14 protein-coding genes are annotated in these 12278 nt (G+C 67.5%); 5 read left to right on the plus strand and 9 right to left on the minus strand.

What is annotated here, in order from left to right; translation table 11 throughout:
- Positions 1-222: 222 nt before the first annotated feature.
- The 4 genes from rplI to rpsF all read right to left on the minus strand — a co-directional run bounded on the left by rplI (position 223) and on the right by rpsF (position 1850).
- Positions 223-678 carry a 50S ribosomal protein L9 gene (rplI, locus tag PV766_RS13760; protein ID WP_026002765.1) on the minus strand — a complete coding sequence of 152 codons (456 nt, stop codon included), beginning with the start codon at positions 676-678 and terminating at the stop codon, positions 223-225.
- Positions 679-695: 17 nt separating this feature from the next.
- Positions 696-938: a 30S ribosomal protein S18 gene (gene rpsR / locus PV766_RS13765; protein ID WP_006550800.1), complete on the minus strand. Its 243-nt coding sequence runs from the start codon at positions 936-938 to the stop codon at positions 696-698.
- Between the two features lie 41 nt (positions 939-979).
- Positions 980-1498 carry a single-stranded DNA-binding protein gene (locus tag PV766_RS13770; protein ID WP_064062336.1) on the minus strand — a complete coding sequence of 173 codons (519 nt, stop codon included), beginning with the start codon at positions 1496-1498 and terminating at the stop codon, positions 980-982.
- Between the two features lie 64 nt (positions 1499-1562).
- Complete coding sequence (gene rpsF, locus PV766_RS13775) at positions 1563-1850, minus strand: 30S ribosomal protein S6 (RefSeq protein ID WP_016931707.1); 288 nt, start codon at positions 1848-1850, stop codon at positions 1563-1565.
- A gap of 154 nt (positions 1851-2004) precedes the next feature.
- Here rpsF and PV766_RS13780 point away from each other — a divergent pair, with 154 nt between their 5' ends.
- The 3 genes from PV766_RS13780 to PV766_RS13790 are packed head-to-tail and all read left to right on the plus strand — an operon-like array spanning position 2005 to position 4339.
- Positions 2005-3348, plus strand: coding sequence for a glycosyltransferase 87 family protein (locus tag PV766_RS13780; protein ID WP_421097236.1), 1344 nt, complete (start codon positions 2005-2007; stop codon positions 3346-3348).
- Positions 3345-3932, plus strand: coding sequence for a GNAT family N-acetyltransferase (locus PV766_RS13785; protein ID WP_129975142.1), 588 nt, complete (start codon positions 3345-3347; stop codon positions 3930-3932). Before PV766_RS13780 ends, PV766_RS13785 begins: the two co-directional genes overlap by 4 nt.
- 26 nt (positions 3933-3958) lie before the next feature.
- Positions 3959-4339, plus strand: coding sequence for a DUF2752 domain-containing protein (locus PV766_RS13790; RefSeq protein WP_084421316.1), 381 nt, complete (start codon positions 3959-3961; stop codon positions 4337-4339).
- A 280-nt stretch (positions 4340-4619) separates the two neighbouring features.
- On the opposite strand, the gene PV766_RS13795 is transcribed toward PV766_RS13790, so the two are convergent.
- The 5 genes from PV766_RS13795 to PV766_RS13815 all read right to left on the minus strand — a co-directional run bounded on the left by PV766_RS13795 (position 4620) and on the right by PV766_RS13815 (position 10372).
- Positions 4620-5102, minus strand: a complete 483-nt coding sequence (locus PV766_RS13795; protein WP_064062332.1) for a hypothetical protein — start codon at positions 5100-5102, stop codon at positions 4620-4622.
- A gap of 28 nt (positions 5103-5130) precedes the next feature.
- Complete coding sequence (locus PV766_RS13800; protein WP_421097237.1) at positions 5131-6723, minus strand: glycosyltransferase family 87 protein; 1593 nt, start codon at positions 6721-6723, stop codon at positions 5131-5133.
- Positions 6724-6732: 9 nt separating this feature from the next.
- Entirely contained in the window at positions 6733-9339 is a 2607-nt protein-coding gene (locus PV766_RS13805; RefSeq protein WP_421097238.1) for a transglycosylase domain-containing protein, read from the minus strand.
- 418 nt (positions 9340-9757) lie between these two features.
- Positions 9758-9934 carry a hypothetical protein gene (locus tag PV766_RS13810; protein WP_157100841.1) on the minus strand — a complete coding sequence of 59 codons (177 nt, stop codon included), beginning with the start codon at positions 9932-9934 and terminating at the stop codon, positions 9758-9760.
- A gap of 15 nt (positions 9935-9949) precedes the next feature.
- Entirely contained in the window at positions 9950-10372 is a 423-nt protein-coding gene (locus PV766_RS13815) for a DUF5318 domain-containing protein (protein WP_051017502.1), read from the minus strand.
- A gap of 211 nt (positions 10373-10583) precedes the next feature.
- Here PV766_RS13815 and PV766_RS13820 point away from each other — a divergent pair, with 211 nt between their 5' ends.
- Both PV766_RS13820 and PV766_RS13825 read left to right on the plus strand, forming a co-directional pair.
- The gene (locus tag PV766_RS13820) at positions 10584-11141 is read left to right on the plus strand and encodes a PadR family transcriptional regulator (RefSeq protein ID WP_016932952.1); all 558 of its coding nucleotides are present in this window, start codon (positions 10584-10586) and stop codon (positions 11139-11141) included.
- Complete coding sequence (locus tag PV766_RS13825) at positions 11134-12234, plus strand: inositol-3-phosphate synthase (RefSeq protein WP_016932951.1); 1101 nt, start codon at positions 11134-11136, stop codon at positions 12232-12234. The genes PV766_RS13820 and PV766_RS13825 overlap by 8 nt, the downstream gene beginning before the upstream one ends.
- Positions 12235-12278: the final 44 nt, after the last annotated feature.

Here is a 12278-nt window from a genome sequence, read left to right on the forward strand (position 1 = left end):
CTCACATCTCCGCAGGTAGAAAGCAAAAAATGGCTTCTCACACCTGTGGAGGAAAAGAATTTCGGCGTGTCGCAGGGACGGGCGTGTTCACCCTTTCGTTCCCCGAACGACATTCCGAGGAGTCACAACGGTGTGGTTTACCCCCCGGTTTATCCACAGGCTGTGCACAGACGACGAGGAGCCCCACGCCAAGCAGGCGCGGGGCTCCTCGGGAGGCCGGAATCAGGCAGCCACGACGTTCAGTGTGAACTTCGCGGTGACGTCCGGGTGCAGCTTCACGACGATCTGGTGCTTACCGGTCGCCTTGATGTGAGCCTTGGGCAGCTCGACGATGCGCTTGTCGACAACCGGGCCACCGGCAGCCTTGAGAGCACCGGCGACATCGGCAGCGGTGACCGAGCCGAACAGCTTGCCCGAGTCGCTCGAGGTCTTGACGCTCAGCGAGACGTCCTCGAGGCCCTCGATGGCGGTCTTGAGCTCCTGGGCGTGCTCGAGGCCACGCACGGCGCGAGCCTCCTGAGCACGGCGGATGCCCTCGACCTGCTTCTGGGCACCACGGGTGGCAACGATCGCCAGGCCGCGGGGCAGCAGGTAGTTGCGGCCGTAGCCGTCCTTGACCTCAACGGTGTCGCCAGGCGCACCGAGGTTGTCCACGTCAGCAGTAAGGATGAGCTTCATCGTGTCCCTCCCTTTCCTCAGCGAGTCGTCGAGACGTAAGGGAGCAGAGCCACCTCACGAGAGTTCTTCACAGCAACAGCGACGTCGCGCTGGTGCTGCACGCAGTTGCCGGTGACGCGGCGAGCGCGGATCTTGCCGCGATCGCTGACGTACTTGCGCAGCAGCGTCGTGTCCTTGTAATCGATCTGCACGTTCTTTTCCTTGCAGAAGGTGCAGACCTTCTTCTTCAAAACCTTCTCGCGCGCGGGCGACTTAGGCATGGTCGTTCTCCGTAATTTTGGATGTTCCGATCGAGGTCGGATCAGAACGGAGGCTCGTCGTCCCCGGAACCGCCGAAGGAGCCCGACTGCGGGGCATCGCCCCACGGGTCGTCTCCGCCGACGTTCGCGTTCTGAGCGGGACGGCCACCGCCCGATCCACCGGAGGAACCACCGAAGCCTCCGCCACCGCCGCCGCGACCGGCCTTGGTGACCTTGGCCGTGGCGTAACGGAGCGAGGGGCCGATCTCGTCGACCTCGAGCTCCACGACAGTGCGCTTCTCGCCTTCACGCGTCTCGTAGCTGCGCTGCTTGAGCCGGCCCTGCACGATCACACGCGAGCCGCGAGTCAAGCTCTCGGCCACGTTCTCCGCTGCCTCACGCCAGATGTTGCAGCGCAGGAACAGAGCCTCGCCGTCCTTCCATTCGTTGGACTGACGGTCGAACACGCGGGGCGTGGATGCGACGGTGAAATTCGCAACCGCAGCACCCGCGGGGGTGAAACGCAGTTCGGGGTCGGCGGTCAGATTGCCGACCACGGTGATGACGGTATCGCCTGCCATGTGGTTCCTCCTGCAGTGTGGGGAGTCCTGATGCGCCAGAGCCTACGGCCCGGCGCCGACAGGCTCACTTGCCGTGGCGCAGAACCTTGGTGCGGAGCACCGACTCGTTCAGGCCGAGCTGGCGATCCAGCTCTGCAACGGCAGCAGGCGTCGCGCTGATGTCGACCACCGCGTAGATGCCTTCGCTGTTCTTGGCGATCTCGTAGGCGAGACGGCGCTTACCCCACACGTCGACCTTGTCGACCTTGCCGCCTTCCTGGCGAATGACGTTGAGGAACGTCTCCAGCGAGGGAGCGACGGTGCGCTCGTCCAGGCTGGGGTCCAGGATGATCATCAATTCGTAATGACGCATAAGACCTCATCACCTCCTATGGACTGTGAACGGTCACGGACGTTCCGTGACAGGAGGGTCGTTGCGTCAGCAACCCATGAAGGGTACACGACAGCCCGGCGACCAGCGAAATCGCCGGCCTTCGCAGGCAGAGGATTTGTCCTAGGGTGAGGACATGCGCACGAGTTCCGGGACCGTCTCACTCGTCGCCGTCCTGACGTGCGCGGTGATGATGTGGTTCGGCTACCTGAACAAGGCCCGGTGCGCCGGCCCCACCTTCGACGCCGAGGGCCGCACGCTGCGGTTCGAGGACATCAAGGACGCGAACGTCTGCTATTCCGACATCCAGCAGTTGTGGATCGGCCGCGGTATCAACACGCACGTGTTCCCCTTCGTCGACGGAGGGATCACCTCCTCGGGAGCACTGACCGGAGGCACCGTCGAATACCCCGTGCTCAGCGGGGTGCTCATGTGGGTAGGGGCGATCGGTGCCCACACCGACGCGGAGTTCCTCCTCCAGTCGGCTCTCCTGCTCGCGCCCTTCGGTCTGCTCACCGCATGGTTGCTCGCCCGGATGGCCGGGTGGGCCGCACTGTTGTGGTCGCTCACGCCGCCGCTCGTGCTCTACGCCTTCCTCAACTGGGACCTGCCGGTCGTGGCGGTCACCGTCGCCGCCGTCGCGGTGCTGACGCTCGAACGCTGGTCGCTGCGGACTCGCGGGGTGGTCGCGGCGGTGCTGCTGGGAGTCGGATTCTGTCTCAAGCTCTATCCGGGCATCTTCGTGCTGCCGCTCGTCGCCTACGTCTTCACCGGCGGGCCGGATTCCGACCGGAAGCGGGACGTCCCCGGCGCCCTCGCCGTCGCGGGCACGGCGGCGGCCACGGTCGCCGCGATCAACCTGCCCTTCGCACTCCTCGGCTACGAGGGCTGGCGCGCGTCGTTCGCCTTCCAGCAGAACCGGGAAGCCGACGGGACCAGCAACTCCATCTGGTACTGGGGGATGCGGCCGTTGATGGGCGGCTACCAGGGATACGAGAACACCCCCGCATACAACGACCTGGTGGCCCAGCTGTCGCCGACGCTGATCGCGCTGTCGTTCGCGCTCGCGCTGTGGCTCGGATGGCGCCGGTACCTGCGCGACGGCATCTATCCCTGGCTCGGCACCGGTGCCGCGATGCTGTGCGGTTTCGTGCTCTTCCACAAGGTGCACTCACCGCAGTACACCCTGTGGCTGCTGCCGCTGCTGATCCTGTTGCGTGTGCCGTGGGGTCTCGTCGCCGCGTATCTTCTCGCCGACCTCGCCATCGGCATCGGCATCTTCCGGTGGTTCGCCGCCACCGCCGGCGAAACGGACATGGCCCTGCCGCTCACGCTCGTCCACATCGGGGTGTGGGGACGTGCGGTCCTACTGGTCGTGCTGTTCTTCGTCTTCCTGCGCGTCTCGCACAGAACTCCGTGGCAGCAGACGGAACGAACCGGTTGCGCTCGCCCTCCGACGACGACCGGGGGAGGGCGATGAACGACAACTGGACGGAACATCCCGTCCTCGAGGGTCCTCGTATCCGACTCGAGCCCGTCACCGACTCGCACGCCGAGGGGTTGCTGAAGGCCGCCGACGATCCGGACACGATCTTCCGGTGGTCGTCCACCGAGATCCGCGACCTCGACAGCGCACACGCCTTCGTCCGCGACGCCGTGGCCGATCCCGGGCGCCTCCCCTACGCGATCGTCGACCGGACGACCGGCGAGGTGCTGGGGTCGACGTCGTACTACCTGCTCGAGCCCACCTACCGCACGCTGGTGATCGGTTACACCTGGCTGTCGACGCGCGTGCAACGGACCCACGTCAACAGCGAATCGAAACTGCTTCTGCTGCACCGCGCGTTCGACGAGCTGGGATCCGTGCGTGTGACCTGGCACGCCGACGAGCACAACACCCGTTCGCGCGACGCCCTGCGCCGACTCGGCGCCACCGAGGAAGGCCTGCTCCGCAAGCACCGCAGACGCCGCGACGGCAGTTGGCGGAGCACCGCGTTGTTCTCCCTCACCGACGACGAGTGGCCGGAGGTACGCGCCCGGCTCGAGGAACGCCTGAGGCGATGAGGACGAGGCGCGCGCTCGCAGCCCCCATGGCGGTCGCCGCGGGTGCGATCGCGGTGTGCGCAGCGGTGGCGTGGGCCGACCCGACCACGCCCGGCGGGATCATTCCGCCCTGCCCCACCTATTCGCTGTTCGGAATCCTGTGTCCCGGTTGCGGTTCCTCCCGGATGATGTATTCGCTCGTCCATCTCGACGTGCCGGCCGCGCTGCACTACAACGCTCTCGCCCTGGTCGCGCTGGGCGTGCTGGTCGTGGTCTTCGGAGCATGGACGTGGAGCAGGAGGCGGGGCACACCGATGCCGCGGTGGACGCGATACCGGTGGGCCCCGCACATCGTGCTGGTCCTCACCGCGGTGTGGTTCGTCGTGCGCAACATTCCGGTCGCGCCGTTCACCGCCCTACGGATCTGACCGTCGGAGGACCGGGCAGTCGACCGTGTGCTCCCGATCCGTCCCGGGTCACCGGTCACGCGGACGAGAACCGAGTTCGCGCTCCCTGCCGGCACGTTCACCACCGCCGATCCGGTGCCTTCGTCGATGCTGTCACCGATACGGCCCGTGTCGTAGATCGGGGAGCCGCCGTAGAACACCTGGATTCGGTCGGGAACGTCGTAGGTCTTCCGTTCCGGCAGGAACGAGGTCGGATATCAGCGACGAACTTCACGAAGATGCGCTGTTCGTCCACCCGGCTTCAGGCTGCGCGCAGTGAGCTCAGGGCCGCGTGCTGCTCGAGACCGACCCGTCCCGGCGCGACGGCGAGAGCCACCGCGGTCTGCCGCGCATCGAGACCGACGATGGTGCGCAGGATGAGGATCTCCTGCTGGAGACGAGTCAGGGGGATCGCCTCCGAGCTCACGAACTCGGAATCGGCAGTGTCGGAGACCACCGTGTACGCCAGCCGCAGGAAAGGCCGGTCGGCCCCGGACGGCGCGGCGAGTTCGGCGAGGATCGCGCGGCAGGCGGCCGGAGCGAGCCGGTCGGCCTCGGCAAAGGTGCCTCCGGCGGCTTTCGCGCGTGCCCGGAAGTAGGCGGTCACGAGCGGATGCAGGTCGCGCAGAAGTCGCGGGATCGCGGTGGCGTCGCCGGCCGCGACCGTCCACGCCAGCTCGCACGTCGTGAACTGCGATGCGGTGACATCCGTCCCCGCGCCGAATCTCCATCTGCCGCTCGTCATTCGCCCCCCTCGTGGCTCGATTCCGAGCCTAGGGCGAGGACGTCGCCTCCGGCAGCCATCGTTCGGATGATTCTTCTCTTGTGACCCGATGGTGAGCGGGCCGCAATCTGTGGGGCAGCCACCGGGGCGGACGATCGGGTGCCTGATCGAGTACCCCACCGACGGGATCGTCGACGAAGCCGTATCGCACAGGATCCCTCACCGGACGCCGGATCTGCCACAGCACCACCGCACACAACGCCACCACGGCGACATCGCGCAGGAAGACCGTGCCGGTGAACCACTGCTCCGGCAGCCCCTTCCGATCAGTGCCCAGGTAGTAGTACATGCGCGGAACCCACACCAGCGCATCGATCGTCATCCAGGCGAGCAGCGCGCGGCGGTGGGGTACCGCCAGCACGGCGAGCGGCACGAGCCACAACGAGTACTGCGGACTCCACACCTTGTTGGTGAGCAGGAAGGCCGCGACGAGAAGGAAACACAACTGCGCCAGGCGGGGACGCCGCGGCGCGGTGAGCCCGATCCAGCCGATCACAATGCAGGCCGCCGCGAACAGCACGAGCGACACCCCGTTGAAGGTCGACGCCGACCAGCTCGGCCACCCCAGGAAAGAATGCAGCACGTTGTAGATCGAATCGGGATCCGCTCCGCGATCGGAGTTGAGGCGGAAGAACTCCGCCCATCCGCGCGGGTACAACACCATGATCGGCAGATTCACGGCCAGCCATGCGGCGGCAGCAGCTCCTGCGGTGCGGGCGAACGACCGCAGGTGGCCGGTACGCAGACACAGCACCAGCAGTGGACCGAGCAACAGCACCGGATACAACTTCGTCGCCGCACCGAGACCGAGCAGGACACCGGCGAGAACCGGTCGGCGTCTGGCCCACGCCAGCAGGCCACCGGCAGCGAACGCCGTGGCCAGGGCATCGAAATTCGTGAACGCGTGCACCACGACCAGCGGGGACGCTGCGACGAGGGCAGCGTCCCAGATCCTCCGGCCCGCCGACATCGCAGTGGCCCACACCGTGACGAGCCAGGCGAGCGCGAGCCCGACCGCGACGACCGAGAAGTAGATCGCGACCTGCAGAGCGTGGGGAAGCCACGGTGTGGCATCCCACGCCTTCGCGATGCGCATCGAACCGTACTGGTACAGACCCGCGAGCACCGGATACTCCATGTACCGGGTCTGCATCTGCCCGTCGGGACCGGGTTCCTCCCACGACGTCCGGTACGGGAAGGCGCCCTCCGCAAGGCGTTCGGCGCCGTAGAGCGGAACGATGTCGGAATAACACATCGCCACGTACTGCCGGTCGCCGCTCCAGTCCAGACCGAGCGCGCCGTCGGATCCGACGGGTCCCTGCTGTACACAGGCCGCCTTCGTGAACCATCCGAAGGCGAGGAAGACGACCGCGAGCAACAACATCGCCCGCAGGGGAGTGAAGAAGCGGGTGCGACCCAGCACGGCATGCCGCCCGACCGGACCACCGATGACCGCGGTCAGCCGCGTCACCGTCGGATCGGTGCGCCCGGGGGTGTCGCGCCAGTCCAGGGAACGACGATCCTCGGCCGGTGGTGCAGCGGACACCACCGGCCGGACGTCGGATCGCCGGTCGTCACTCACGCGGCGAGGCTACCCGGCCGGAGCGTATTCGAACGCGCCCTGGGGACTACCGCCCTGCGCGCCCGGAATCGCGGGGCTCTCGAGTCCCGGGATGCGGTTCTGCGGAGGCGATCCACCGCCGTCCGACTCGTCTCCCGTGCCACCGCCGGTGTCCTCGCTCTCCTCCTGCTGACCGCCGGTACCGGGACGGGTGGGCACGCTCTGGGTGGTCGTCTGCGGAGCGACACCCGGAACCGGGATCGTGACACCGGGGAAGATCTCCACGTTCTGAGTGGTGATCTCGGGAACCTCCGGCAGGCTCGGCACCACACGCGAGGTGGTGGTCTCCTGACGGGTGGCCGGGGCGGTGGTCGTCGCGGTCCAGGCCGGTACCCCGGAGACACCGGCGATCGCTGCCGGCTTCGGGAACGACTCGACCTCGGTGCCCTCGAGAGCGCCGTCCATCGTGTCCTTCCAGATGTCCGACGGGATGCCCGAGCCGTAGATCATGCCGCCCCAGCTGTTCTCCAGCGGCAGTCCCTCCTCCGTGCCGACCCACACCGCGGTCGACAGGGACGGCGTGTAGCCGACCATCCACGCGTCCTTGTTGGAGCCGGTGTCACCGAGCTGGGCGGTGCCGGTCTTCGCCGCGGACGGACGGCCTCCGGCCAGGGCGTGACCGTTCGAATACGCGGCGATCGGGGTCATCGCGGAGGTGGTGTTGTCGGCCACCGCCGCGTCGACGACCTGCTCGCCGGTGGGAGTGCCGCGGTCGAGGAGGACCTCACCGTCGGACGTCACGACCTTCTGCACGAAATAGGGCTCGTGATGACGGCCGGACGCCGCGAGCGTGGCATAGGCCGACGCCATGTCGAGCACGCGTGACTGGTACTGACCCAGGACGATGCCGTAGTTGGGGCCGGCACCGTCCGGCTCGGTGAGGGTCTCGCCGATGCCCGGCAGCTCCTTCGCGACGCCCAGCTTGTGCGCCATGTCGGCGATGGCCTGCGGGCCGTTGTCCATCGCGAGCATCATCCGGTAGAAACTCGTGTTCAACGACCGCTTCAGGGCTTCGGCGATGGTGCACTGCCCGCACGACTCGCCCTCCACGTTGCCGATCTCGATGCCGTTGACCGTCAGCGGACCGCTGTCGTAGGTCTGCGACAGCGGCACACCCTGATCGAGGTTGGCCGCCAGACCGAATACCTTGAACGACGAACCCGTCTGCAGACCCGACTGCGCGAAGTCGTAACCGACACCGCTCTCACCGCCGTAATAGGCGCGGATCGCCCCGGAGCGGGGATCGACGGACACCACCGCGGTGCGCAATTCCTCGGGCTCCCCCTCGAGATTGGTCTGCGCCGCCTCGACCGCCGACTGCTGTGCCTGCGCGTCGATCGTCGTGGTGATCTGCAGTCCGGCCGTGTTGAGGAGATTCTCGTCGATACCCTCACGCGCCAGCTCGGCGAGCACCTGGTTCTTGATCAGCCCCTCGGGACCGGACGACTGGTCGCCGTTGTCGAGTTCCGCGATCGGCATGTATGCCGGGTACCGCATTCCCGACCGCTCGGCCGCATCGAGCGTGCCGGCGGAGACCATACCGTCGAGCACGTAGTTCCACCGTGCTTCCGCACCCTCGGGGTTCTGCTCGGGATCGAGCAGCGACGGCAGCTGGATCGACGAGGCGAGCACGGCACCTTCCTCGACGGTGAGTTCACCGACGGGCTTGCCGAAGTACGCGTTCGACGCCGCTGCGATGCCGTAGGCACCGCGGCCGAAGTAGATGGTGTTGAGATAGGCCGCGAGGATGTCGTCCTTGGCCCACTGGTTCGCCATCTTCGTCGACAGCACCAGCTCCTTGAGCTTGCGGGTCAACGTCCGCTCGGAACCGACGACCGCGACCTTCACGTACTGCTGGGTGATGGTCGAGCCACCACCGGCGCTGTCGCGACCGAGCACGTTGTCGCGGGCAGCGCGCGCGAAACCGGTGATCGAGAAGCCGGGATTGCTGTAGAAATCGCGGTCCTCGGCGGCCAGTACGGCATTGCGGACGTGCACGGGAATCGCATCGAGTTCGACCTCGGTGCGGTTGCCCTCCGGCGGGATCACCTTCGTGATGACGCCCTCACCGTCGGAATTGAAGATGGTCGCGGCCTGGTTCGTCTGAAGCTCACCCGGACGCGGCACGTCCTGGACGACGTACGCCAGCATGAACATGAGGATCGGGGCGAGGATGCCCGCGGCGACCACGCCGTAACCGACCCGGCGGATCGTGCGCCAGTGGTTGCTCCTGCCGTCGCCCTTTCCGCCACCGGCCCCGCCGCCGGAACCGCCACCGGGCGGAACGGTGGGAGGACCACCCGCAGGCGGGCCCCCGGCGACGCGGGTCGTGGGCGCCTCACCCGCACGATCGGCACCGCCGACGGGTGTCGACGCGGCAACCCGCTGGGTCGGGGCGTCCGCTCCGGGACGCTGTGCCGGGGCGTCCGCTCCGGAACGCTGTGCCGGGGCGTCCGCTCCGGGACGCATCGCAACGGTCGGATCGGCCTGCGGCGAGCGCTGGACGGGGGGCAACGTGCCGGGACGCGGCATCGGCTGGTCGGGATTACGCGGCGGGTTCGCACCCGGGGCGGGCATCGGTCCGCGCGGCGGGTAAGGCTGCCCCGGCCGGCCCTGCTGGGGACCCGGTCCCTGCGGTCCCTGACCTTGTCCGGGACCTTGGGGACGCGGCCCCTGACCGGGAGCTTGCGGCGGGTACGGCGGGCGTGCGCCGGGACGCGGCGGCGGGCCGGCGGGACCGCTCGGCTGTCCTTGACCCCCCGGGCGACCCGGCTGCCCCGGTGCTCCCGGTTGCCCCGGTGCTCCCGGTTGACCCTGCGGTCGGGGCTGCGGAGGCAACGGGCGACCCTGCACCGGGCCCGGAGCAGGGCGCTGCTGTCCCTGACCGGCAGGAGGACCGGGGCGTTGCGGCCCGGGCTGCGGTCCGGCAGGACCACCGCGCCGGGGCGGAACGACCTTGTTGTCCTCGGGTTCGTTGTCGGGGGAACTCACGTACTCATCTCCAACTGTTCTCGCGACGCATCACGCCGCGGCCTCGACACTGCTCCACGGACAGCCGATCGACGACGCCGGTGGACGGCAGCCGTTCGACGATGTGCGCAGCGGACGACGCGACGATCAGGTCGTGCGGGTCGGACCCAGGAGCGAACTCCAGAGGAAAGCGTACGGGCACGTCGCCGGTGCCCCTTCACTCGCTGGCGGTACGACGGCTCGATCCCGTCGACCGGCGACGCGGGCTCTTGGGGGCAGGTTGCGAGCCCAGGACGTACGACTGCACCAGGTGGTTCCAGCTACAGGTACGGCACACCTCGACCAGATGGACCGAGAATTCCTCCTGGCTGGCGGCCAGACGCACCAGCTCCTCGGGAGTGCGCGCCGACCCGGACACCGGACCGAGCTTGTCGCCGAAGACCCACGAGACGAGGGTCAACTGCTCCTTACGGCAGATGGGGCACACCACATCGCTGCCCCGTCCGTGGAATTTCGCCGCCCGCAGCAGATAGGGGCTCGCGTCGCAGACCTCGCTGACTCCGCGCCGCCCCGAGTAGACCTCCGCGAGCAGCGAGCGCCGCTGCAACGCGTAGTCCACCACCTGCCGCTGAATTCGCACGGCTTCCAGAGTACGTGCGGGCGATGGGGCGATGGGCGTGGAGTCGCCCACTCGATACGAACCCGTGTGGTCCCGGTCGACTCCGGAGAGGGATGTCCGTCCGGAACGTCGTGTGACATCCAGCCCGTGCGGCGTATCGTCGAATATATCGGCACGATATAGTTCTGCGTCGTATCAATCGGTTGGTTCGAACGGAAACAGGAGGTGACCCGTGCTGGAATTGGCGATACTCGGGCTCCTCCTCGAGTCGCCCATGCACGGCTACGAGCTGCGCAAGCGTCTGACCGGGCTCCTCGGGGCCTTCCGTGCCTTCTCCTACGGGTCGCTCTATCCGACCCTGCGGAGGATGCAGGCGGACGGCCTCATCGAAGAGGATTCGGGAACTCCCGGTCCCGTGAAGCGACGTGCCCGCCGCGTCTACCAGCTCACCCCGAAGGGGCGAGAACGCTTCACCGAGCTGGTCGCCGACACGGGACCGCAGAACTACACCGATGACGGATTCGGCGTGCACCTCGCCTTCTTCGGTCGCACCCCCGCCGAAGCGCGGATGCGAATTCTCGAAGGCAGGCGCCGCCAGGTCGAGGAGCGCAGAGAAGCGCTCCGCGATGCGATCGGACGGGCCAGCGGCACTCTCGATCGTTACACCCGTCAGCTCCATCAGCTCGGCCTCGAGTCGAGCGAGCGCGAAGTGCGCTGGCTCAACGAACTCATCGCCGCCGAGCAGTCGTCAGCAGCACGCAACAAAGAAGGAGAACCCGACCATGGGTGAGAACAGCACCGCGGTGCGCGTGGCCATTGTGGGCGTGGGGAACTGTGCCTCCTCCCTGGTCCAGGGCGTCGAGTACTACAAGGATGCGGACGCCGAGACCACCGTCCCCGGTCTGATGCACGTCGAATTCGGTCGCTACCACGTGCGCGACGTCAAGTTCGTCGCCGCGTTCGATGTGGACGCCAAGAAGGTCGGCTTCGACCTGTCCGAGGCGATCCTCGCGAGCGAGAACAACACCATCAAGATCGCAGACGTGCCGCCGCTCGGCGTGCCCGTCCAGCGCGGCCACACGCTCGACGGTATCGGCAAGTACTACTCCGAGACCATCGAGCTCTCCGACGCCGAGCCCGTCGACGTGGTCAAGGCACTGAAGGACGCCGAGGTCGACGTTCTCGTCTCCTACCTCCCCGTGGGTTCCGAAGAGGCCGACAAGTTCTACGCGCAGTGCGCCATCGACGCCGGTGTCGCCTTCGTCAACGCCCTCCCCGTGTTCATCGCCTCCGATCCCGAGTGGGCGCAGAAGTTCACCGACGCCGGTGTCCCGATCGTCGGCGACGACATCAAGTCGCAGGTCGGCGCCACCATCACCCACCGCGTGATGGCGAAGCTCTTCGAGGACCGCGGTGTCGTGCTCGACCGCACGTACCAGCTCAACGTCGGCGGCAACATGGACTTCAAGAACATGCTCGAGCGTGAGCGTCTCGAGTCCAAGAAGGTCTCCAAGACCCAGGCCGTCACCTCGAACCTCAACGGCCCGCTGGCCGGCAAGGTCCACGACCGCGACGTGCACATCGGTCCCTCCGACTACGTGCAGTGGCTCGACGACCGCAAGTGGGCGTACGTCCGCCTCGAGGGTCGCGCCTTCGGCGATGCCCCGCTCAACCTCGAGTACAAGCTCGAGGTGTGGGACTCCCCGAACTCCGCCGGCATCATCATCGACGCCATCCGCGCGGCGAAGATCGCCAAGGACCGCGGCATCGGTGGCCCGATCCTCCCGGCTTCGGCCTACCTGATGAAGTCCCCGCCGGTCCAGATGGCCGACGACACGGCACGCGCCGAGCTCGAGGCGTTCATCATCGGAGCCGACGCGTAGAGCCGCTCTCCGGAGCGATTTCCGACGAAGGCCGCATCCTTTCG

This window comes from Rhodococcus sp. As11, from assembly GCF_048957735.1.
Classification (GTDB): Bacteria; Actinomycetota; Actinomycetes; order Mycobacteriales; family Mycobacteriaceae; genus Rhodococcus; species Rhodococcus gordoniae.

What these genes read in the sequence shown, in the direction of transcription:
- rplI (WP_026002765.1), bottom strand. Translation starts at nt 678, where the DNA reads ATGAAGCTCATCCTTACTGCTGACGTGGACAACCTCGGTGCGCCTGGC.
- rpsR (WP_006550800.1), bottom strand. Translation starts at nt 938, where the DNA reads ATGCCTAAGTCGCCCGCGCGCGAGAAGGTTTTGAAGAAGAAGGTCTGC.
- PV766_RS13770 (WP_064062336.1), bottom strand. Translation starts at nt 1,498, where the DNA reads ATGGCAGGCGATACCGTCATCACCGTGGTCGGCAATCTGACCGCCGAC.
- rpsF (WP_016931707.1), bottom strand. Translation starts at nt 1,850, where the DNA reads ATGCGTCATTACGAATTGATGATCATCCTGGACCCCAGCCTGGACGAG.
- PV766_RS13780 (WP_421097236.1), top strand. Translation starts at nt 2,005, where the DNA reads ATGCGCACGAGTTCCGGGACCGTCTCACTCGTCGCCGTCCTGACGTGC.
- PV766_RS13785 (WP_129975142.1), top strand. Translation starts at nt 3,345, where the DNA reads ATGAACGACAACTGGACGGAACATCCCGTCCTCGAGGGTCCTCGTATC.
- PV766_RS13790 (WP_084421316.1), top strand. Translation starts at nt 3,959, where the DNA reads ATGGCGGTCGCCGCGGGTGCGATCGCGGTGTGCGCAGCGGTGGCGTGG.
- PV766_RS13795 (WP_064062332.1), bottom strand. Translation starts at nt 5,102, where the DNA reads ATGACGAGCGGCAGATGGAGATTCGGCGCGGGGACGGATGTCACCGCA.
- PV766_RS13805 (WP_421097238.1), bottom strand. Translation starts at nt 9,339, where the DNA reads ATGCCCGCCCCGGGTGCGAACCCGCCGCGTAATCCCGACCAGCCGATG.
- PV766_RS13825 (WP_016932951.1), top strand. Translation starts at nt 11,134, where the DNA reads ATGGGTGAGAACAGCACCGCGGTGCGCGTGGCCATTGTGGGCGTGGGG.